Consider the following 21050-nt stretch of genomic DNA (forward strand, 5'->3'; position numbering starts at 1 on the left):
CCTCAGGAAGCCGGGCCTCATGCGACCCGGCTGCGGTGAGTGAGGTGGGAACATGGCGATGGCCGGTGTCACGGCGTTCTGGCTGGTGTCGCTGCTACTGGTACTCGTCCCAGGTGCGGACTGGGCCTACGCGATCTCGGCCGGACTTCGCCACCGGACGATCGTGCCGGCCGTGGGCGGGCTGTTGGCCGGATATGTGGTGCTGACCGTCGTCGTCGCGGCCGGGGTGGCCGCGCTCGTGTCGCGCTCGCCGCTGGTACTGACGGCGCTGACGGCCGTCGGGGCGGTCTACCTGGTCTGGCTCGGGATCACCACCGTGACCTCCCCGTCGACGCCGCAGGCGACCGAGGATGAGTACACCGGCTCATGGATGGGGCGGGCGGCCAAGGGCGCAGGCATCAGCGGGCTCAACCCGAAGGCACTGCTGCTGTTCCTGGCTCTCCTGCCACAGTTCGTCGCTCGTGGCGCGGGCATGCCGTTCGCAGCTCAGATCGCCGTGCTGGGCCTGGTGCACACAGCCAACTGCGCCGTGGTGTATGTGGGCGTGGGCGCCACCGCGCGCAGAGTTCTGCGGACGCGCCCGGCCGTGGCCACAGCCGTGTCCCGCTGCTCAGGCGCCGCGATGATCGTGATCGGCGTCCTGCTCCTGGCCGAACGGCTCCTCGCCTAGTCCGACGATGCCGGCTGTTCCGGGTCCGGTTCGGCGCCTGATCCGTGAAGGTCTGGTCCGTCGAAGCACTGAGGGAACCGCAGCTCACTGCCGAGCCCAGAGTACGTAAGGCGGCGAGGCCGGCACTGCAGCCCCGCCGCCTCTCCGCGATCAGGCTTCCGCGCGCTTCGGCAGTCGCCAGCCGGCACGGGGAAAGTGGCAGGTGTAGCCGTCGGGGTAGCGCCGCAGGTAGTCCTGGTGCTCGGGTTCGGCCTCCCAGAACGCGCCTGCCGGTACGACCTCTGTCACGACCGGCCCCGGCCAGAGACCGGACGCCTCGACATCGGCGATGGTGTCCTGCGCGACCTGCCGCTGCTTGTCATCGAGGTAGAAGATGGCGGAACGGTAGCTGGCGCCGATGTCGTTGCCCTGGCGGTTCTTCGTGGTCGGGTCGTGGATCTGGAAGAAGTACTCCAGGATCGTGCGGTAGTGGGTGACCGCGGGGTCGAAGGAGATCTCGATCGACTCGGCGTGGTTTCCGTGGCTCCGATACGTCGGATTGGGCATGTCGTCGCCGCTGTAGCCGACCCGGGTGTCGAGCACCCCGGGGAGCGACCGGATCAGTTCCTGCATGCCCCAGAAGCAGCCGCCCGCCAGCAACGCCCTCTGTTCGACGTCAGTCATCGCATGCACCTTTCGTTGCGTGTTTCCAACAAGCCTCGCACTTCAATGGTCGCCTGCTGTCACACAAGGGCGGGATTCCGGCCCGCACAAGGGAAAGGAGCACGCGACCCACGGTCTGTGGAGGGTGGTCAAGCCTCCCAGACGCGCGCGGCGACGACACTCTACGGGTGTCCGCGTACACAGCGTGAAACCCGGGCGGCCGTGACCCCGGGGTCACGGCAACCCCCTGCTACCGGCCCACGACTCAGCGAGGCCCCTCGGTGGGCTGTGCCGCATGGGGCTGGGTGGCCGCGAGGCTGGCGAGGAGTTTGAGACGGTCTTCGGAGGTGGTGCCGGGTTCGGCGGTGTAAAGGGTCAGGTCGTGCACCGCCCGGTTCGTCATCGGCAGGTCCAGGGACTGATAAACCAGCTCCAACTCGCCGACCTCGGGATGCCACAGCCGCTTGATGCCGTCGTGGCGGATACGCACGTCGTGCGCGGCCCAATGGCTGCGGAACTCGGGACTGAGCGTGGACAGTTCCCCGATGAGCTCGCGCAGAGCCTTGTCATGGGGCTCGCGCCCGGCCTCCGCGCGCAGCAGCCCGGCGGTCGCGACGGCAGCCGCCTCCCAGTCGACGAAGAAGTCCTGGGCGCCCGCGTCGAGGAAGATGTAGCGGGCGATGTTCGGGCGGCCGTGTTTGTCGGTGGTGTCGCTGTCGAAAACCGGCGCGTGCAGGGCGCGGGCCAGCGCGTTGTGGGCGATGACGTCCTGGCGGCCGTTACGCACGAAGGCCGATGACATCGTCATGGAATCCAGCAGCCACTGGATGCGGGGCGGGACTGCGACATCCTTGCGTCGGGACGGCGTACGGCGGGCGGGTCGGGCCGCGCGGGCCAGGTCGAACAGGTAGGTGCGCTCGTCCTCGTCGAGCTGGAGCGCCTGGGCTACCGCCTCGACGACGTCTTCGGACACGCCGCTGATGTGGCCCTTCTCCAGCCGCGTGTACCACTCGGTGCTCACACCGGCGAGGACCGCGACTTCCTCGCGCCGCAGCCCTGGCACGCGGCGGCGGCCACTGGTGGGCAGCCCGACCTGCTCCGGGGTGATCTTCGCGCGCCGGCTGGCGAGGAAGTCCCGGATCTGGGTGCGGTTGTCGGCGCGGTCGTCGGGTCGCTGGTCCACGCCATCCACGGTAGCCACTGGCCTCCGTATAGGGAGGTTGAGCTTGTCCCCCCTATAAACCCGACCTTCTCCAGGCGCGGGGCAGCCGGTTCCCTGGGACGCATACCTCGATCACGACCCCCGATGGAGATGACGTATGAGTTCGCGAGGAGCAGTCCTCGACGCCCCCACCGACGCGCGTACGGAAGACCGCGAGCAGGCGCCCACCCGGCTTCCGCTCGTCGTCTACGTGCTGGCGCTGGGCACGTTCCTGATGGGTACGACCGAATTCGTGGTGGCGGGCCTGCTGCCGGAGATCGCGGGCGACCTGCAGGTCAGCGTCGCGCAGACCGGCCTCATGATCACCGTTTTCGCGGTCGGCATGATCGTCGGCGCACCGCTGATGTCGATGCTGACACGGCGGCTGCCCACGCGGCTGACCCTCATGCTCGCCCTGGGTGTCTTCGCCGTCGGACACGTCATCGTCGCCCTCGGCTCCGATTTCACGCTGCTGCTGGCGGCCCGATTCCTTACCGCGATCGCCACCGGAGCGTTCTGGGCGGTGGCCAATGTGGCCGCCGCACGCATCGCCGGGCCCGCCGCGAGCTCCCGAGCCATCGGCCTCGTGGGCGCCGGAGCCATGCTGGCCAACGTGATCGGCGTGCCGGTCGGCGCGTTCGCCGGGCAGGTCATGGGCTGGCGGGGACCGTTCTGGGCGCTCGCGGTCCTCGCGGTGGCGGCCGCGGGACTCATCGCCCGCACCGTCCCGCACGACGGCCCCACTCAGCAGCGGGTGTCGATCCGCTCCGAGCTGACCGCCCTGCGCTCGGGCCGCCTGTGGCTGGCGCTGGCTGCCTGCGCCACCACGACCGGCGGCGTCCTGGCGGCCTACTCCTACATCTCTCCGCTGCTGACCGACCGGGCCGGAATCGCGTCCGCACTGGTGCCGCTCGTCCTGGTCGGCTTCGGCATCGGCGCGCTGGCCGGATCGATCGTCGGCGGCCGCCTCGGAGATGTCCGTCCGCACACCGTGACCATCGTCGCGGCCGCGGCCGCCGCACTCCTGCTCCTCGCGATCTCCCTGCTCTCCGGCTACGCCGTGATCACCGTCGTTCTCGTCGCCCTGCTGGGCTTCTTCGGACTCGGCGCCAACCCGGTGCTGATCTCCATGTCCGTCCGCTTCGCGGGCAAGGCGCCTGCTCTGGGCTCCGCGCTCAGCGTCTCGGCGTTCAACCTCGGCACCGCCGTCGGCACGTGGATCGCCGGACTGGCCCTGGGCTCCACCTTGGGCCCCGTCGCACCCGCCGCGGTCGGCACCACCGTCGCGGCCCTGACCTTGATCCCCACGATCGCCCTCGCTCTCACCCAGCGCCGCCGCTCCACAGCACCGGCCGTCTAGGTCAACGAACATGCCGGCATCGCGAAGGGCGTGAAGGCTTGAACCGGCTCACACGCCCTTTCCCTCCGCCGGCACGCAGAACTACCACCACCGAAATAAGCACCAACCCCATCGGAGAACTCCTGATGCGCGCAACCCTCATGTACGAAGCCGGAGACGTCCGGATCGAGAACGTCCCTGACTCCGTCATCAAGCACCCCACCGACGCCCTGGTGCGTATCACCGCGTCCTGCATCTGCGGAAGCGACCTGTGGCCGTACGGCTCCATGACCCGCGCCGACGGTCCCGCACGGATGGGGCACGAGTTCATCGGCATCGTCGAGGACACCGGCTCCGAGGTCACCACCGTCAAGCGCGGCGACCTGGTCGTCGCTCCCTTCGCCATCTCCGACAACACCTGCGCGTTCTGCCGCGAAGGCCTGCACACCTCCTGCTCCCACGCGCAGGCCAACTTCTGGGACGGCGAGGCCGAAGAGGGCGGCCAGGCCGAAGCCGTCCGCGTCCCGCTCGCCGACGGCACCCTCGTCAAACTCCCCGTCGCCGCCGACTCCGCCCTCATCCCTTCCCTGCTGACGCTCTCCGACGTGCTCGGCACCGGCTACCACGCCGCCGTGGCCGGCCAGGTCAACGAGCGCACCCGCGTCACCGTGATTGGCGACGGCGCCGTCGGTCTCATGGCGGTCCTTTCGGCCAAGCGCCTGGGCGCCGAACAGATCGTTCTCATGGGCCGCCACCAGGGGCGCACCGACCTCGGCCACGAGTTCGGCGCGACCGACGTCGTCTCCGCGCGCGGCGAGGAAGGCATCGAGCAGGTACGCGAACTCACCGGAGGACACGGCACCCACGTGGTCCTCGAAGCCGTCGGCAACATGCCCGCCTACCAGCAGGCCCTCGGCGTCGTCCGCCCCGGCGGCGTCATCAGCCGCGTCGGCGTCCCCCAGTACGAGGAGGCACCGATCGGCTTCGGCAGCCTCTTCCGCCACAACCTGCGCCTGGCGGGCGGCCCCGCACCCGTCCGTGCCTACATCGAGGAACTGATGCCCGACATCCTCAACGGCACCATCGAACCCGGCAAGGTCTTCGACGCCACCACCAACCTCGACGGTGTCCCCGCCGGATACCAGGACATGGCCGACCGCAAGAGCCTCAAGGTCCTCGTCAATCCCTGACCTCCATGGGCCATAACCGCGAGGGGCGCGGCCGCGCCCCTCGCCGAGGCCCAGAACTGCCGGCCCAATTGCCCTGCCCGGGAAGCGTTTTCGGGCGTCACAACCACGGGACAGGAAGTGCCGCCGCCCAGGCAGGTCGAGCTGCCGGCGGCAACACTGCGGCTCGGATGTCAGGCGCCGGTGAGGGTCCGGGAGACGTCCATGAGGCGCCGGGTGATCTCGGTGTCGAGCACGATCGGCGTGCGCTGCTCGAAACGGCCGGGCTTGCCCCAGTAGACCGGGCGTCTGCCAGTCGTCGCGCCGGACTGCTTCCACGACGTTGTGTGCGGAGGTCTCGACAGAGTCGAAGATGAGAAGCCCGAGGATCTTGGTGCCGGCTCTCATGTACCAGGGCGCGATGCGCATGATGTCGGTCTTGGCGGCACCCGCGTTCACCACGGCGGCGGCGAGGCCGGGTTCGGTGTCGGTCAGGTGAGGTGAGGTGAGCGGCGTAGTGGTGATTGCCGAGCTGGACCGCCTTGCGGTCGCGGCCGAGGTCGAAGGCGGTGAACTCCGGGAAGCGGGCGAAGTCGGTGTCGTCGGTCGGCGGGATCGCGGCGGTCATCATGACCACGACCGGTCGCTCGGCTTGGCGCAGCACGGGCAGGAGCAGCTGGGTGAGGTGGTAGCGACTGAGGTAGTTCACGGCGAAGAAGGGGTGCAGTCCGTCGGCCGTGCGGATCTCCTGGAGAGTGAGCACTCCGGTGGAGTGCACGAGGGCATCGATCCCGTCCTGCTGGTCGAGCATGCGACGGGCGGCATCGCGGACACCGGCGTGGGTGGACAGGTTCGCGGCGACGAAGGACGCCCGGTCGGCCTGGTTCCCGAAGGAGGCCAGGGCGGCCTCGCCCTTGCGCTGGTCACGTCCCATGAGGACGACGCGGTGGCCGTCGGCGAGGAGATCGCGGGCGGCCTGGCGGCCGATGCCGCTGTTGCCGCCGGCGATGAGGATGGTCTTCATGATGCTCCGGGGAAAGGGGCGGGCGGCCGCCGGCTCGATGGCGGTGTGGCCTGGCGGCCGCCCGTGGTCGGTGTGGTCAGGCGCCGATGAAGTGTTCGGCCTGCTCACGGACGGTGTGGAGGTTCCAGTAGTCGAGGGCGATCTCGTCGGGCGCGCGGAAGGGGACACCTTCCGGGGCCTGAGTGCCGATCATGAGATTGATGGCCACGTTGGCCGCGTAAATGCCTTCGTCGGCAAGGGAGTTGTGCAGGTTGATCGCCCAGTTGCGCTGCCCCGCCTGGGCGATGTTGGCGTCGGCGAGCATCGGATACGGGTTGATCGCGCCGCCACCGGTGGTGAACAGCAGGGTGCCGGCCCCGGCTTCGAGCATCCCGGGCAGCACCGCCTGCACGGCGGCGACCGCGCCGTAGAGGAGGCTGTCGATCTGCGGACGCAGGTTGTCGATGGTCACGTCCTTGGGCGATGTCATCGCCAGGCCCGCGTGCGGGGAGAACTCCAGGACATCGATCCGGCCGAAGCGCGCGATCGCGCCCCCCAGCGCACTGGCGAGCTGGGCGGAGTCGGCGACGTCGGCAGGAAATCCTTCAGCGGTGATCCCGGCCCCCGCGAGCTCGGCGACCAGGGCATCGAGCTTGACCTTGCTGCGTGAGATCAAAGCGACGTCGAAGCCATGCCCTCCGAAGACCTTGGCGATCGAAAGGCCCAGATCGGGGCCGGCTCCGACGATGGCAATGGTGGACACAAGCGATGTGCAGCCCGATCAGTCCCGGTCGGCCGCGGGGGCGGCACCAGGTGATGGCCAGTCGGTGGGACACGGGGCCTGCAGCGCGCCGAGGATGCGCTGGGACACGGCGCCGAGCCGGCGCTGCTGCGCCTTGGTCAGCGGGTCGAAGATCAGACGGCGCACCGCGTCGATGTGGCCAGGGGCCGCCGCCACAGCCTTGTCCCTGCCGTCGTCGGTGAGGGAGGCCAGGGTGGAACGGCCGTCGGAAGGGTCGGGGTGGCGGCGTACCCAACCGCGCTTCTCCAGCCGGCTGACCACGTTGGACAGCCGGGAGAGCGTGCTGCCGGCGTACTGGGCGACCTCGCTCATACGCAGAGTGCGCTCCGGCGCCATCGACAGCGCGGACATCACCACGTAGTCGAACTGGCTGATGCCCGCGTCCCGCTGCGTCTGCGCTTCGTCGACGAATTCATCACCGCCTCGGCCAGGACACACGCCTCGGCGTGATTACGAAGACAACGACGGGACCGGAAAGGGCAAGCAATGATCCGCGGCACCGGGGGCAGCTCGGCTTCATCGGATCCCACACGGTGCGAGCGCAGCTCGACCTGGGCGAAGAACGCGTCGTGGTCCAGCGCCGCGCCGCGCAATAACAACCCCCGGCGCGGCCCACCCCCGCCGACTCGCCGAAGCACCAGCTGCATCGAGTACGTCGAAGCGCCGGCGCAACCTCTACGCCGGCGCGCCCCAACTCCCCCTGGGTGCCGGCAGTTCCGTCACGCCCCCCCTCACGGCAGGAGACGTCGTCGAGCCGGCGGCCGCAGCTGTGCGAAGGCGTTGACTTCATACGCCGCGCGATCCGCTACGCGACACCCCAGCCGTGTTCGAGGAGTGCGAAGGCAGTGTCCACAGCACGTTCGGGGTCGTCGGCGCGCTGGGCGAAGGCCGAGCTCTCCAGGGCGAAGTGGGCGAGGGCAGCGCACCGGTAGTCGTCAGGTCGGCTGCCGGTGGCCTCGGCGATGGCGCAGGCGAGGGCGTCCTCGTGGCGCATCCACATGCGGTGTGCGTACTCACCCAGGGCGGGCGTGGTGTTGACGAGTCGGACGAAGGCGGCGAACCGCGCGTCCGAGTCGTCGGCGCTGATGCGGACGTGCTTGATGTGGGCGCACAGCGCCTGGGGGATGCTCTGGCCTTCCGGCCGGTCGCGGACGGCGCTGACGAGGGCGGCCTCCTGCTCGGTGTCCTCATCGAAGACGAGTGCTTCCTTTGTGGCGAAGTACTTGAGCAGCGTGGTCGTCGACACGTCCACGGCCTCCGCGATGTCGCGGATGGTGACGTGGTCGTAGCCGTGCTCCAGGAACAGGTTCAGGGCGGTGTCGGCCAGCGCCTGGCGCGTGGCCGCCTTCTTGCGCTCGCGGCGTCCGACGGGTGCGGTCATGCCGGCATCGTACAGAAAAACAGACGACGTAAAAAGTTGTGTCGTTGCACTTTCTTGGTGAGTGTGTTTTTGTGGTTGCGCAGACCGGTGAGGCGACGCCCCGGCGACATCCACCTCCCCCAGCCCTGTGATCCCCGATAGAGGCGCTGGCGCCATGCCCGAAAGCAGCCCCACCGGCGCCCAGCCCTCACCGTTCCCAGCGCAACGCCCGCCCACAGAGAACCGAGAGAAGGCGCCCTCATGAACACACCCGTCCCCCGCATCGCGATCATCGGAGCCGGGCCCGGCGGCCTGACCAGTGCCCGCATCCTCCAGAGGCACGGCATCCCCGTAACCGTCCACGACACCGACGCGTCCCGCACCGACCGCGACCAGGGCGGCACCCTTGACATGCACACCGACACCGGCCAACACGCCCTGCACGAAGCCGACTTGTGGGGACAGTTTCTCGCTCTGGCCCGCCCCGAGGGCCAGCAGATGCGCCTGGTCAGCCGCGACGGCCGCACCCTGTTCGACGCCACCCCACCGCGGGCGGACCCGGCCGAAGGCAACCCCGAGATCGACCGAGGCCAACTACGCGACCTCCTCCTGGACTCCCTCACACCCGACAGCGTTCGCTGGGGCCACAAACTCACCCACGCCGAACCGCTCGGCGAGGGCACCCATCGTCTGCACTTCGCAGACGGCACCACTGACGACGCCGATCTCGTCGTCGGCGCCGACGGCGCCTGGTCCAAGATCCGCCCGCTGCTCTCCGACGCGATACCCCGCTACACCGGCGTCACCTTCGTGGAAACCGGCCTCGACGACGCCGACCACCGCCACCCCGGGCTCGCCGCCCTCACCGGCGAAGGAACGATGATGGCCCTCGCCAACAACCAAGGCTTCGTCGCCCAGCGCAGCAGCGGCGGCCGCATCCGCATCTACGCCGGCATGCGCACCGACGAGGACTGGCACCAGCAGCGGGGCCTCGACTTGAACGACAACGACGCCGTACGTGAGGCACTGCTCGACGAGTTCACCGGCTGGAGCAACGACCTGCTCGGTTTCATCACCAACACCGATACCGGGTACACCAACCGGCCGCTGTACGCCCTGCCCGTCCCGCACACCTGGCACCACACCCCCGGCGTCACCCTCCTGGGAGACGCAGCCCACCTGATGTCCCCGTTCTCCGGCATGGGCGCCAACCTCGCCATGCGCGACGGCGCCGACCTCGCCCGCGCCCTCATCGAGCACCCCACCATCGACAAGGCCATCACCGCCTACGAGAGCACCCTCCGGCCCCGCTCGATCGAAGCCGCCGAAGGAGCAGCCGAGGGCATCGACGGCGCCTTCGCACCCGACAGCGCGGAACAAACCCTCGAGCACATGACTCAGCGCCAGTAGTACCGATGCCGCCCGGGGCCGGCGCAGGTTGAGCACATTCCCGACTGGCACACGCAACCGGAGAGTGGACTCGGGCAGTGCCCATACTGCTGAGCCTGCCTTTGACAGTCTCAGCTGGTCAGTGCAGCAGGGCGTTCGAGAACGTCTCGCGGTGCGCGGCCTGCCAGGCCTGCATGCGGTCCCAGCGTTCCCAGCCGCCACGATCGGTCAGCGCCCGGGCGTAGTTCGCGTCACCGTCGGCTACGCGGTCGGCTACGAAGTCCCGGCAGGTCTGGGTGGCCTGTTCGATGACGCCGGGGAGTTCGGCGCGTTCCTGTGAGGAGAGGCCGTAGCTGTCGGCGAGGATCCGCAGCCGAGCGGGGGCGTCCAAGCCCTCCGGGTAGATGGCGGCGGCAGATGCGGGATCGAGCATGGGAACCCAGTAGCGGGCAGTCATGGCGACGTCCCACAGAGGGCGTCCCGGGGCCGCCATGTCGAAATCGATCAGGGCAAACGCGCGGCCGTCGCGGAAGACGACGTTCTCCGGGCAGACGTCGTTGTGGCACAGCATCGTTCCTCCCGCCGGGTCGGCCAGGTCCCGGGCCCACCCGTCACCGATGCCGATCGGGATGGCCTCGCTGGCGTCGTGCAGGCGTCGCAGCAGGCTTCCCACCGATCTCAGCGCCGTCTCTGCCATCACCCAGCGCGGAAACGGCGGCAGTGCGACATCGCCGGGGATGAAGGTCAACTGCTCGCGGCCGTCCGCGGTGAGACGGACCGGCGTCGGGGCGCCGTCAAAGCCGTGCTCTTTCAGCGCGAGGAGATGAACGTGCAAGGCACGAGCGGCCCGCGGCGCTGGGCGTTCCACCAGAGCACCCCGGCGAAAGACTGCTCCCGCGTTCACCATGCCGCCGACCAGTAACTCAGCGTCGGCCGGCTCCTCTTCAGCAGTCATGCCGACCACGCTACCGCCAGGCAGGCCCTGGCGGGCCGGTCTCGATGTGTGGCTCGAACTTCGGTGCCCACACGGAGTGTTCGGCGAACTTGAGCGCCTCTCCTCGTGATCGCGGCATACCGGGCCGGTGCGCGCAATCGCCGCAGGGCGGGCGCTCCGGACGGTGCGCCCTATCTGACCGCAGCTGCGGGTGCCGGCCGTTCGGTGAGGGTCAGTGCGGCCGGGGGCGGAAGCGGCGCAACCAGTCCTGGGTGTGGGTGATGTGCGCCCCCGCGGCGAGCGCGGCGGCCATGGGGTCGCGTGCCGTGATCGCCGCCGCGATGGCCCGGTGGCCCTTGTCGCTGTCCCGGCGGACCTCCTCGATCGAGTAGATGTCGTAATGGCTGCCGCGCGAGCGGAACACCTCGACCAGTGCGGCCAGCGACTCGTTTCCGCCCGCTTCGCAGATCCGCTGGTGGAAGCGGGCGTCCAGGTCGCTCAGTGCGGTGTGGTCGGTCTCGCGCTCCATGGCTGCGAGCAACTCGGACAGCTCGGCGTCGAGTTCGGCAGTGGCACGCGCTGCGGCCTGCCCGGCCGCGTGGGACTCCAGGACGCGGCGGATCTCGACGAGTTCGAGGAGGCCGTCCAGCGGGACCAGGTCCACAGTGGCGGCGAAGCCTCGCATCATCTCGGCCGGGCGCAATTGGGAGACATAGGTGCCGGAGCCGTGCCGGGCCTGGAGCACGCCGAGCGCCTCGAGCTCGCGGACGGCCTCGCGCAGTGAGCCGCGGGAGGCTCCGAGCTGATCGCAGAGCGCGGGCTCCGCGGGCAGCTTCTGGCCGGGCGTCAGCTCGCCTGAGGCGATGAGCGCCCGGAGTTGGGCCACTACATCCTGTTTGGCAGTCATCCGCTCCCCCGTTTCCCTGCGTCGCGCAGCCTATCGTTCCAAAGTCATCGTATGACTCTGCGCCACATCCATTCCGTCGCGCGTATCTGTACTGCTACGTTCCCACTGCCCCATGAACTCATCGGACAACTTTGAGGGAGCCTCGTTTTGCCTCAAGCCGACCTCCGTGCCCTCGCACCCGATCCGGTTCTCCGGCCGGACGGCCTCCCAGCACTGGACGACTGGTCACTCGATCCAGCGGTACGCCACCTCAACCACGGGTCCTTCGGTGCGGTGCCGTCGGCGACCGGGGCGTGGCAGCAGGCGCTGCGCGAGGAGGCCGGGCGCGACCCGGTCGCGTGGTTCCGCCACCTGCCTGCACGTGTGGCGCAGGCCCGGTGCGCCATCGCCGACTGGCTGCACGCACCACAAGAGGCGACGGCGCTGGTCCCCAACGCCAGCGCGGGCGTCACAGCCGTGCTGTCCTCCCTGCCGCTGCGCGCGGGTGAACGGATCGTGGTCACCGACCACGCGCGTGGTGCTGATCCTCAGCCTTCCGACGATCACGTGGGCCCGGTACCTGGCCTGGATGGCCGCCGGTCTGGCCATCTATTTCCTTTGGGGCCGCCACAACAGCCGCTTCGCCACCACCGAAAAGCCGTCGACATCAGACTCGGACGCGGAACTCAGTCCCGACCAGTCGGGCCGCGTGTGAGCCCTGTAACGCGGCGCCGGCCAAATGACCCCAGGTCCGTGCCGGTCGATGGAACGGTGACGCCGGTCCGGGCGTGACAGGAGCGACCGCCACGCGCGGCAAGCCCGACCTTTACCACGCGTTCCAGGCCACGCTCCACGCCCGCGCCCCGCACCACCTCGGCCTCGGCGAGGCGGCCCGCCAGGGGGTGATCGCATGGTGACGCCCGTCCTGGAGATCGGTGGCACGCACGTCACCGCTGCGCTCGTCGACCTCGACGGGGGCATGGTCCATGAGCAGGTCAGGGCGCCGCTGCCCGCGCAGGGCGGCGTCGACGAGATCCTCGGCGCGGTCGCCGCGACGGCCGCCCGCCTGGCCGCCCCGGCCGCAGCGCCGTGGGGCGTGGCCGTGCCGGGGCCCTTCGACTACGAGACGGGGATCGGCCTGCTCCAGGGCGTCGGCAAGTTCGAGTCGTTTAGGGGGTCGACCTCCGCGCCGAACTGCAACACCGCCTGACCCTCGAGCCGGGCGCGCTGCGGTTCCCCCACGACGCGGATGCCTTCGGTATCGGTGAGTACGCCGCCGGAGCCGCGGCCGGGCACGAGCGCGCCCTGTGCGTCACTCTCGGCAGCGGCATCGGCTCCGCGTTCATCGACCACGGCGAGCCCGTCAACGAAGGAGCTCTCGTCCCGTAGGACGGCAGCGCCCACCTGCTCACGTACTGGGCCGCCCGTTGGAGGACACCGCTCGCGCCGGGGCATCCGTGCCGCGTAGGCCCGTGCCGCGCTCGACGACCCGGATGTCGTACCCGATGTGCGCACCATCGCGGAGCTGGCTCGCGGCGGAGACCGGTTGCGCGCGCGTGGTCCTCGACCACGCCTTCCGCGCTCTCGGCGAGACGCTCGCCCCATGGATCGACCGCTTCGAGGCCACGGCGCTCGTCGGGGGCGGCTCGATCGCCGCGTCCTGGCACCTGATCGAGGTGCCGCTGCGCATCGGTCTCGCCGAGGGGCCCGATACGTCTTCGGCCCGGCGCCTGACGGTGCGTACGGCGCTGCGCCCCTAGGACGCGCCCCTCCTGAGCGCCGCGTGGTGGGCGCGACGGCCGACCGTGACATCGACGATTCGTGACGTCGGCAGTCCGTGACGTCCGTCCGCCGGACCTAGGATGACGGCCCGGGCCGCCCCGGTCGTCCTCGCGGGCCGCCCGCCCGTCGGCATCGAGGCCGACACTGTCCTCGTCGACGACTTCGGCGGCGCTCACGCGGCCACCGCCCGGCTGATCGCCGACGGCCACCGCTTCATCGGCTTCGTCGGCAATCCACCCGCCCTGTTCACCGGCACGGAGCGCTACCGGGGCTACTGGGCGGCCCACGAGGAGGCCGGGCTGACGCCCCGCGAGGAATGGATCAGCAGGGGCGCGTACGACATCCCCGGGGCCGAGGCCGCGGCGCACGACTCCTCGACCGCACGGACGCGCCGACAGCACTGTTCTGCACGAACAACCGCATCACCCTCGGCGCTTACCGTGCCGTGCGGGGCCTGCGCAGCGGCACCGCGCTTGCCGCGTTCGACGACTTCGAGATGGCAGACCTGCTGGACGTGCCGGTCACCGTCGTCGCCTATGACGCCGACGAAGTAGGGCGCCGCGCCGCCCGGCTGCTGCTGGACCGCATCGACGAGAAGTCGGCCACGCCACGGCAGCCGCCGCGCAGGACGGTCGTCCCCACTCAGATCGTGCACCACACGGGCGCCTGACCTCGCAGAGGACCGCCCACCACATGCACAACTCGAAGCCAGTGGCAGGGGAACTCATGTCGCGTCGGTTGTGAGTTGTGGTCGGCACCCGCCGCACTCGGACCGCACGCTGCGTGCGTAAACCCTACCCAGGCAGTTCCGTGCGCTCCCACCACTCGTACACGGGCAACAGGCCCTGCGAGGTCTCCTCCTGACGTGTCGTGACCTTGAAGTGCTCGTACCCCCCGCGCAAGGGAACTTTGATGTCGAGCCCGGGCGTGGAGACGGAGACGATCCGCTCAGGAAGATCGTCAGGACCGCCCTCGAGAACTGCTTTCATCGCGTCGACCATGACCAGATCTTCCCCGCAGGCCCGACCGGCTCCTTCATGACGCGCCGACACGTCTGCCACTCCGCATCTTTCCGTGCCGGCGCCCTCACCACCGCGAGGGGGCTCATCAGGACGGACCCAACACTGGCCGCCACGCTGTCAGGGCCGTGCGTGATACTCGCGGCCGGGTCCACCGAACCGTCGGCGGCCTTGACGGTCTGGCCCTGCTGCCCTCGACGTACACCGCGCCGCCACACAGTCGTACACCCATCCTGGCCGCCCACCGGGACACCGCGATCTCCGAACTGATCGCCTCCGGACGCACCGAAGGCGTCGTACGGCTCGCCGGACTCATCACCAGCACGCAGCGCAAGATGACCAAGCAGGGCAACCCCTGGGCAATCGTCAACTTGGTTGACCGCGACGGCCAACTGGAAACGCTGTTCTTCCCCGCGACGTACACGCTCGTGATGGGCGCGCTCGTCGAGGACAGAGGTTGGTCGAATTCGGAGGCCTCATGGCCGCGTGGGTCGAGTCAGTACAACACCACACCACCGTCGACATGCGGCGCTTCGACGACGAGCGCCTGCGCCACGGCGACCTGTGAACCACAGGCGGCGCGCACCGATCTACGGCGACACCGCGCTGCAGACACTGCCTCTGGTGAGTCCATCACCGGCAGAACCTGCGAGCCACACGCAGTCCCGGCCCCGGGGACGAGCCCCAGGGGCCGGCTCTGAGAACAGCTCTGTCACTGGCCGCTGAGGTACCTGCCGTACGCGAGCGCGCTCGACGGGGAGGGCAGGCCCAACTTGGCGGGCGTGAAGGCGGAGGAGCCGTTGGCGCTCGCACGGGGCAGCAGCCACACGCCGCCCGAGGCGGCGTTCTCGCCCGGAGATCCGACCGCCACGTCCGCCCTGCCGTCGTGGTCGTAGTCGCCGGTGGCGACGGCGGCACCGAACGCGTCTGCGGCTTCAGCGACGCCCGGTACGTGCGGGGTGTCCTGCTGGAACCCGACGGAGTGGCCTTCGCCGCCCGCGTCGAGGAGGCCGGTCGGGCCGCCGAACAGGAGGGTAGCGGCGCCCGCGCCCGAGCGGCTGCCGATCGCCTCGCCGGGGGCGCCGGCGATCAGATCGTCGCGGCCGTCGTGGTCGATGTCGGCGACGGCAAGGGAGGCGCCGAAGTGGTCACCGTCCTCCGCGACACCCGCCACGCCGACCGTGTCCTGGTTGAGGGTCTGCTGACGGAACCCGAAGCTGCCGGGCGTTGCGTTCCCGTAGTGGACGTGGATGCCACCGCCCTTGGCCAGCTCCTCGGGGCCGCACGGGTCGTCGATGTTCTCGTCGGCGATCTCACGGCACTCACCGAGGGCCAGGTCGTCGTGGCCGTCGCCGTCGAAGTCGCCCGCGGCGAGGGCGGAGACGCCGGCGTTGTCGGTGTTCCAGGTGTTGGCCATGGCCTGCTCGGTCGCGTCCCAGGCCCACAGGCGCACGTGGGACTGGGTGAACGGGGTCTTCGTCCAGTACCCGACCGCGAGGTCCGCCGTGCCGTCCTCGGTGAAGTCGCCGGTGGCGAGGATGGGGGCGTGGCCGCCCATGGGGGCGGCGACGACCGTGGTGACCATACTGTCTTCGCCCTGGGCGACACGAGCGACGACCTTGTCCTTGCCGCCGATCACGATCTCCTTGTTGCCGTCGCCGGTCAGGTCGGCCGCGGCGACTGCCAGGCCGAACGCCGCCGACGCCGAGGGGCCGTTGAGGACGACGGAACCCGGGCCCGGACCGCCGCTGGCCCCGCCCACCGCGGTGACCGAGCCCGCGTCCGTGCCGCGGCCGGTGACGTCCTCGCCGGGCGCGCCGACGAGGAGTTCCGCGATGCCGTCGCCGCTCGTGTCCACCAAGGCCACGGAGCCCCCGAAGCGGTCGCCCGTCTCCGGTGTCCCGGGGACCTCGGGGGTGGCCTGGCTGATGCGGATGCTGCCGTGAGCGCCGATTCCCTTCGGCCCGCCCCAGACGATGTTGACGTAGCCGGCTCTCGCCTTTCCGCTGACCGTGCCATCGGGTACGCCGACGGCGAGGTCCGCGTACCCGTCGCCGTTGAAGTCGCCGTCGGTCCGCGCGGGAACGGAGGCCGAGGCCGGAAGGGTCAGCCCGGCAGTGGCCGCAGCAACGATGGTGGCTGCTGTGGCGTACGTCCGTATCCGTGTGCGCATGTGGGCTCCAAGGGGTCCGAGAGGTGCGGAGTTCACCTGTGGGACATCCGGAGGGCGCCCAGGGTTGTGCTGATACGGACTCGGATGCGAGCTCCGGCGCGATCCGGAGCGCCGGAGCCGCGTCCGTCCCGATGCAGGGGAGGCCGAACTCGGCTACCTGCTCCTGCCGCAGGCATGGGGACGCGGCTACGCCTCCGAGGCGTGCACGGCGGCGCTCGGCTGGTTCGCCGACGCGCGACCCGGCGAGCCGGTGGTGCTCTGCGCCCAGACCGCCAACCACCGATCGATGCGCCTCGCGGCGAAGCTGGGGTTCACCGAGGTGCAACGGTACGAGGCGTGGGGCGCCGCCGGAAGGGGTGGTGTGTCAGCCGTCAGCCTTCGTCGTCCTCGACGGCGTCGTCCGGGTCCCGGAAGGGGTGCGGACCCAGGCCGGGGCCGCGCCCCGGACCGCCACTGCTCAGCCCAACGCGTTCATCAGGGTGGTGACATAGGCATCCAGCCGCTCCTCCACGGCTCGCGTCGTCAGCTCTGTCCTCCCTGCCTCCCGCCATGGCTGCGACACCATTTGCACTTCTTGTGAGAACGCCAGCCCGTCCCGCACCCGCCAGTACAGCCGCTCGCTCGCGGCCGCGGCCAGTACCCCGCCGGCCTCCTCATACACCTCAGCGAACCGCTGGCCCCACGCCGGACCGTGCAGCAGAGCGAGATTGGTGGAGCAGTGCGCCACATCGAGATCCGCCGGGCCCCAGGAGGTGGCCGCCCAGTCGACGACGCCGGTGATCCGGGCACTTGCAGGCTTTGAGGGCGGCACGTCGAACAGCACGTTGCCGGGGTGGAAATCCCGGTGCAGGAATCGCCCTTCATACGTCGGCGCGGGCCTGCGGATCACGTCGATCGCCGCGGCCCATGCCGCCGCGTCGGCGCCGTTCGGAGTCACGACGGTGTCGGCGGTCGTCAATGCCACATACTCCCGGGGTCGCTCGGCAGGTCGCAACGCGTGGATCGCCACGAGTTGACGGGCCAGCCGAGGGACCCGCGTCTCCAATCCCTCATCGTCGAGGACCGTCCGGCCCGCCAGATGTGTCATCAGGAACGATGGATACTCGCAATGCGCGGCGGTCGGATCAGCCGCGACCAGTCCAGGAGCCGGCACCCCGGTCCCCGGGAGCAGGGTCAGGGCGCCGGCCTCCCTGTTCAACCAGTCCTCGGCGTGCTCCACGTTGACGAAGGTCCGCAGCACCAGATCGCGCGTGCCGGCGTTCCGCGTGCCGATGGTCAGCCGCCGCATTTCGGCAGTGATGCCGCCGCGCCGCGCCTCAGTTCTGACGATTCGCTCGCCGACCTCCAGTTGCCTGTTCACCCAAGCCAGTGTCAACGGTCGCACAGCCGCCGCTTCCTCGTGATTGGTCACCGTGCCACCTCACCACCCGGACGGCGGCACGCGCGAAGGTTTTGATGCAGGAAATGGCCGTACTGCTCAATCAGAAACCCAACCGCCACGAGGCAGCCCGTAGCCAGCCTTCGCACCCGCCCGGCGACGTTCCACGAACACCACTCAGAGCGGCACTGCCGGGCGAGATGGTCCGCCGGGCCGCGGGCGAACTTTGCTGGGTGGCGGCCATGACGCTCAGCATCCCCACACCGTCACCTGCGGCCCGCCCGCCGCAAACAGTGGGTCCATGGTCAGGAGCCCATGGAGGAAGCCCCCGAGCGGGTCGTCAGGGCGCGGCGGACGGTCATCTGTGGGATCAACGTCATCGCAAGCGGCCAGAGACATCACCGCCGTACCAACCTCGTCCGGCGTCAGATGTCCTTCGAGCGCCGCGAACGTATAGGGCTCGGCATCTGAGACCGGCGCCGGTCGTGGATCAGATCAGATCGGATCGGATCGGATCGGATCGGATCGGATCAGCTCATGCCATGGATCTCCAGGACCGCGGCAATGACGCCTCGGGACGCTCATGGGGAAGTTTGCGGCCCGCGCCGGGAACCACGTGGTGCGCCCAGGACCCCAGGTAGTGCGGGGCGTAGCCACTTCCGTCTGTCCACGGCGTGACGCCGTCGGCCTTTCCGTCCAGCGTGACGGTGGGAGCGCTGCTCTTCGGCTGGTCCAGCAACCGCCGCCGCTCCAGCTCCGCATAGGGGACTGCCCCGGGGGCCTCACCCAAGCGGTGACGGTAGCCGTGGATCACGACGTCGACGTAGTCGGTGTTGGGTCACAGCTGCGCGGCCTGCGCGAACTCCGCGTCAGTGACGTGCCATTCGGGCGAGTTCCGCTGCCAGACGACACGAGCCAGGTCCTCCCTGTTGCGCGTCAGCCCCATTTGCCCGCGCTCGGTGAGGAAGCAGAAGAAGTACCAGTAGCCCATCTCGACGGACGGCGCCAACGGCTCCTGGGCGAGGGCGAGTGCCCCCGTAGGTAGGGGATGCAGCACCGAATTCCGCGCGTGGCGAGCACCAGTTTGCCACCTCGGCGTACGAACCGGCCGGGCTACGGATTCACGATCTCACCCTCCTGCTGACCTAGAGCCCCAGGTCCAAGGCCAGGCACGAGTAGTAGTTCCACGAGCGTTCAGGGTCGTACGCGGCGTTCGCCCCGACGTTCACCTCGGCCTCAACCTCCTCGGTCATGTCCTCGAAGCGGATTCGCGCAGGGAGCTTGCCGTACCGCGCGTGCCGTGCGGCCGTGGCGGTGTCGGTGTCCATCGCGACTGTATTGCTCATGGACCGTCTCCATCTCATCAGTCGTCGATCATGCCCTGACGTGCTGCCTGGACGACAACCAGCCTGCACCCTCCTTCGTAACCTGTCAAGACGGTTACTTCAGTTCCGCGCCACCTCTGACTGGCATATGTGCGGCAAGGGCTCGAACAGCGGTCCGGCACGCCCGGCGGGTCGAGGAGTATCGGCAGGCCAGGCACCAGATCCATCGCCACCCCGAAGCCCTCCGCGCCGGCTACGGCCGCCAGGCCACTGAGGCGCGCGAGGCGGGCGAAGAGGAGTGACGGCCTGAATTCCCGTTCGGCCCATCACCTGCTTGACCGGTGACGCGCGACCTGTAACAGTCAGCTCACATGTTGGCCGTCGCGAACGGCATGGACACATATCCCCCCGGAGCGCACGGAAGGTTTCACATGATCGACAGGCGTACCTTCAACAAGGCCATGGGCCTGGGCACCGGAGCGGCCGCGGTCTCCCTGGCCGGCCTGCAGGGGGTTTCCCACGCCTCCACCAGCACCCCGAACCACGGCGGCAGGGTTCCCGTCGTGGCGCCCCTGACCCCGGGCACACACACCTCCTTCCCCTCGCTCAAGCAGATCAAGGCGGGTTTGCTGAACGTCGGCTACGCCGAGCTCGGACCCGCCCACGGGCCGGCCGTCATCTGTCTGCATGGCTGGCCCTACGACATCCACAGCTACGTCGACGTCGCTCCGCTTCTGGCCGACCAGGGCTACCGAGTGATCGTCCCGTACCTACGGGGCCACGGCACGACGCGCTTCCTTTCCTCCCGCACGTTCCGCAACGCACAGCAGTCGGCGATCGCCCTGGACATCATCGCGCTGATGGACGCCCTCAAGATCGACAAGGCCGTGGTCGCCGGCTTCGACTGGGGCTCGCGGACCGGCGACATCCTCGCGGCCCTGTGGCCCGAGCGGGTCAAGGCCCTGGTATCGGTGAGCGGCTACCTCATCACCAACCGCGAGGCGCAGCTGGAACCGATCGCGCCGGCCGCCGAGCACACCTGGTGGTACCAGTACTACTTCGCCACCGAGCGCGGCAAGAAGGCCATGGAGCGGCAAGACCTCCGCCATGACCTGACCAAGCTGGTGTGGCAGACCGTCTCGCCGACGTGGAACTTCGACGACGTCACCTTCGAGCGCACCGAAGCCGCCTTCGAGAACCCCGATTACGCCGCGATCGTCATCCACAACTACCGCTGGCGTCTCTACCTGGCCGAGGGCGAGCGGCGCTACGACAGCTACGAGGCCAGGCTGGCTCAGGCGCCCACCATCGCGGTGCCCACCATTACCATCGACGCCCAGTACGACCCGTTCACCGCACCCGGCGACGGAGCGGGGTACCGCACCATGTTCACCGGGAAGTACGAGCACCGCACGCTGGCCGTCGGACACAACCTGCCGCAGGAGGCACCGACGGCGTTCGCCCAGGCCGTCGTCGACGTGGACCACTTCTGAAGGGAGCCAGTGGCCGGTCCGTGCGCGGACGGCCCCGGAGCATCCGCCGCGGGCGAACCCACTCGCAGAAAGCCCGCGCCGATGACCGAAGCTCTGTGGGACCACCTGCCCACCGCCCAACTGCGGGACCTCGCGGCCCAGGCGCCGTGGCCTGGGGCCCGGCGGAAGCACGACCGCGCTGCACGCCCTCACCACCGAGCTGACCGTCGAACCGCCGACCGCATCGCCTCGACCAACTACTTCACCATGTCCCGAGATCACGCTGCCCACCGAGTCGACCGAACCGGTAGACCTGGCCATACCGTTCGACCCAGGTCCGCCCGGCACCGTCCCGGGCCCCGCCGAGCCGCCCGCGAGCAGCGGTGCCGCATGGTGGGCCTGCTGCCGGCGGGCCGCCGCTCTGGTGCACCGCGTCGCGAGGGCCGCATGCGAGCACGCGGGCCTGTCTCCCTCGACGGACGAGGACCGGCACGCCCTCTCGAGTCTCT

Annotated in this window: 26 protein-coding genes and 2 pseudogenes; 14 read left to right on the top strand and 14 right to left on the bottom strand. The window is 69.7% G+C overall.

What is annotated here, in order from left to right; all coding sequences use genetic code 11:
• Positions 1–52 precede the first annotated feature (52 nt).
• On the top strand, positions 53–670 hold the full coding sequence (locus OG456_RS48275) for a LysE family translocator (protein ID WP_266571447.1): 618 nt from the start codon (positions 53–55) through the stop codon (positions 668–670).
• A gap of 150 nt (positions 671–820) precedes the next feature.
• Here OG456_RS48275 and msrA read toward each other — a convergent pair whose 3' ends face one another.
• Entirely contained in the window at positions 821–1333 is a 513-nt protein-coding gene (gene msrA, locus OG456_RS48280) for a peptide-methionine (S)-S-oxide reductase MsrA (protein ID WP_266571448.1), read from the bottom strand.
• A 244-nt stretch (positions 1334–1577) separates the two neighbouring features.
• Positions 1578–2495 carry a helix-turn-helix transcriptional regulator gene (locus OG456_RS48285; RefSeq protein WP_266571449.1) on the bottom strand — a complete coding sequence of 306 codons (918 nt, stop codon included), beginning with the start codon at positions 2493–2495 and terminating at the stop codon, positions 1578–1580.
• Between the two features lie 136 nt (positions 2496–2631).
• On the opposite strand from OG456_RS48285, the gene OG456_RS48290 reads away from it, so the two are divergent.
• Entirely contained in the window at positions 2632–3873 is a 1242-nt protein-coding gene (locus tag OG456_RS48290; RefSeq protein ID WP_266571450.1) for an MFS transporter, read from the top strand.
• Positions 3874–3998: 125 nt separating this feature from the next.
• Entirely contained in the window at positions 3999–5042 is a 1044-nt protein-coding gene (locus tag OG456_RS48295; RefSeq protein WP_266571451.1) for an alcohol dehydrogenase catalytic domain-containing protein, read from the top strand.
• 97 nt (positions 5043–5139) lie between these two features.
• Here the strand turns inward: OG456_RS48295 and OG456_RS51015 are convergent, their stop codons facing one another.
• From OG456_RS51015 to OG456_RS48315, 4 genes are all read right to left on the bottom strand, one after another.
• Positions 5140–6042 (bottom strand): SDR family NAD(P)-dependent oxidoreductase, encoded by a 903-nt coding sequence (locus OG456_RS51015; protein ID WP_353963581.1) that lies wholly within the window; start codon positions 6040–6042, stop codon positions 5140–5142.
• Between the two features lie 76 nt (positions 6043–6118).
• A complete protein-coding gene (locus tag OG456_RS48305) occupies positions 6119–6784 on the bottom strand; it encodes an SDR family oxidoreductase (RefSeq protein WP_266571453.1) in 666 nt (221 codons plus the stop codon).
• Positions 6785–6802: 18 nt separating this feature from the next.
• The gene (locus OG456_RS48310; RefSeq protein WP_266571454.1) at positions 6803–7261 is read right to left on the bottom strand and encodes a MarR family winged helix-turn-helix transcriptional regulator; all 459 of its coding nucleotides are present in this window, start codon (positions 7259–7261) and stop codon (positions 6803–6805) included.
• 367 nt (positions 7262–7628) lie between these two features.
• Positions 7629–8204, bottom strand: a complete 576-nt coding sequence (locus OG456_RS48315) for a TetR/AcrR family transcriptional regulator (protein ID WP_266571455.1) — start codon at positions 8202–8204, stop codon at positions 7629–7631.
• Between the two features lie 240 nt (positions 8205–8444).
• Between OG456_RS48315 and OG456_RS48320 the strand changes: the two genes are divergently transcribed.
• Positions 8445–9593, top strand: coding sequence for an NAD(P)/FAD-dependent oxidoreductase (locus tag OG456_RS48320; RefSeq protein WP_266571456.1), 1149 nt, complete (start codon positions 8445–8447; stop codon positions 9591–9593).
• A gap of 118 nt (positions 9594–9711) precedes the next feature.
• Here OG456_RS48320 and OG456_RS48325 read toward each other — a convergent pair whose 3' ends face one another.
• Positions 9712–10527, bottom strand: coding sequence for a phosphotransferase (locus OG456_RS48325; protein WP_266571457.1), 816 nt, complete (start codon positions 10525–10527; stop codon positions 9712–9714).
• A gap of 211 nt (positions 10528–10738) precedes the next feature.
• Complete coding sequence (locus tag OG456_RS48330) at positions 10739–11413, bottom strand: FadR/GntR family transcriptional regulator (RefSeq protein WP_266571458.1); 675 nt, start codon at positions 11411–11413, stop codon at positions 10739–10741.
• Positions 11414–11927: 514 nt separating this feature from the next.
• Here OG456_RS48330 and OG456_RS48335 point away from each other — a divergent pair.
• The 7 genes and pseudogenes from OG456_RS48335 to OG456_RS48365 all read left to right on the top strand — a co-directional run bounded on the left by OG456_RS48335 (position 11928) and on the right by OG456_RS48365 (position 13844).
• Complete coding sequence (locus tag OG456_RS48335; RefSeq protein ID WP_266571459.1) at positions 11928–12107, top strand: amino acid permease C-terminal domain-containing protein; 180 nt, start codon at positions 11928–11930, stop codon at positions 12105–12107.
• Between the two features lie 73 nt (positions 12108–12180).
• Entirely contained in the window at positions 12181–12309 is a 129-nt protein-coding gene (locus OG456_RS48340; RefSeq protein ID WP_266571460.1) for a hypothetical protein, read from the top strand.
• Positions 12303–12602 (top strand): hypothetical protein, encoded by a 300-nt coding sequence (locus tag OG456_RS48345; protein ID WP_266571461.1) that lies wholly within the window; start codon positions 12303–12305, stop codon positions 12600–12602. The genes OG456_RS48340 and OG456_RS48345 overlap by 7 nt, the downstream gene beginning before the upstream one ends.
• 17 nt (positions 12603–12619) lie before the next feature.
• Positions 12620–12781, top strand: a complete 162-nt coding sequence (locus OG456_RS48350; RefSeq protein WP_266571795.1) for an ROK family protein — start codon at positions 12620–12622, stop codon at positions 12779–12781.
• Between the two features lie 83 nt (positions 12782–12864).
• Complete coding sequence (locus tag OG456_RS48355; protein ID WP_266571462.1) at positions 12865–13152, top strand: hypothetical protein; 288 nt, start codon at positions 12865–12867, stop codon at positions 13150–13152.
• A 102-nt stretch (positions 13153–13254) separates the two neighbouring features.
• Positions 13255–13482, top strand: a pseudogene (locus OG456_RS48360) (LacI family transcriptional regulator); the annotation flags it as partial.
• A gap of 8 nt (positions 13483–13490) precedes the next feature.
• Positions 13491–13844, top strand: a complete 354-nt coding sequence (locus OG456_RS48365) for a substrate-binding domain-containing protein (protein ID WP_266571463.1) — start codon at positions 13491–13493, stop codon at positions 13842–13844.
• Between the two features lie 124 nt (positions 13845–13968).
• Here the strand turns inward: OG456_RS48365 and OG456_RS48370 are convergent, their stop codons facing one another.
• Positions 13969–14163, bottom strand: coding sequence for a DUF5988 family protein (locus OG456_RS48370; protein WP_266571464.1), 195 nt, complete (start codon positions 14161–14163; stop codon positions 13969–13971).
• A 742-nt stretch (positions 14164–14905) separates the two neighbouring features.
• Positions 14906–16366 (bottom strand): FG-GAP repeat protein, encoded by a 1461-nt coding sequence (locus tag OG456_RS48380; protein WP_266571465.1) that lies wholly within the window; start codon positions 16364–16366, stop codon positions 14906–14908.
• Between the two features lie 94 nt (positions 16367–16460).
• On the opposite strand from OG456_RS48380, the pseudogene OG456_RS48385 reads away from it, so the two are divergent.
• Positions 16461–16712, top strand: a pseudogene (locus OG456_RS48385) (GNAT family N-acetyltransferase); the annotation flags it as partial.
• 111 nt (positions 16713–16823) lie between these two features.
• On the opposite strand, the gene OG456_RS48390 reads toward OG456_RS48385, so the two are convergent.
• A complete protein-coding gene (locus OG456_RS48390; protein WP_266571466.1) occupies positions 16824–17777 on the bottom strand; it encodes a phosphotransferase family protein in 954 nt (317 codons plus the stop codon).
• 282 nt (positions 17778–18059) lie between these two features.
• Between OG456_RS48390 and OG456_RS48395 the strand changes: the two genes are divergently transcribed.
• Positions 18060–18215, top strand: a complete 156-nt coding sequence (locus OG456_RS48395; RefSeq protein ID WP_266571467.1) for a hypothetical protein — start codon at positions 18060–18062, stop codon at positions 18213–18215.
• 64 nt (positions 18216–18279) lie between these two features.
• Here OG456_RS48395 and OG456_RS48400 read toward each other — a convergent pair whose 3' ends face one another.
• From OG456_RS48400 to OG456_RS48410, 3 genes are all read right to left on the bottom strand, one after another.
• Positions 18280–18534, bottom strand: a complete 255-nt coding sequence (locus OG456_RS48400) for a hypothetical protein (protein WP_266571468.1) — start codon at positions 18532–18534, stop codon at positions 18280–18282.
• Between the two features lie 48 nt (positions 18535–18582).
• Positions 18583–18801 (bottom strand): hypothetical protein, encoded by a 219-nt coding sequence (locus OG456_RS48405; protein WP_266571469.1) that lies wholly within the window; start codon positions 18799–18801, stop codon positions 18583–18585.
• Between the two features lie 88 nt (positions 18802–18889).
• On the bottom strand, positions 18890–19090 hold the full coding sequence (locus tag OG456_RS48410) for a hypothetical protein (RefSeq protein WP_266571470.1): 201 nt from the start codon (positions 19088–19090) through the stop codon (positions 18890–18892).
• 410 nt (positions 19091–19500) lie between these two features.
• Here OG456_RS48410 and OG456_RS48415 point away from each other — a divergent pair, with 410 nt between their 5' ends.
• Entirely contained in the window at positions 19501–20562 is a 1062-nt protein-coding gene (locus tag OG456_RS48415) for an alpha/beta fold hydrolase (protein ID WP_266571471.1), read from the top strand.
• Positions 20563–21050: the final 488 nt, after the last annotated feature.

It is taken from the genome of Streptomyces sp. NBC_01446, from assembly GCF_026340095.1.
Lineage (GTDB): Bacteria > Actinomycetota > Actinomycetes > Streptomycetales > Streptomycetaceae > Streptomyces > Streptomyces aureus.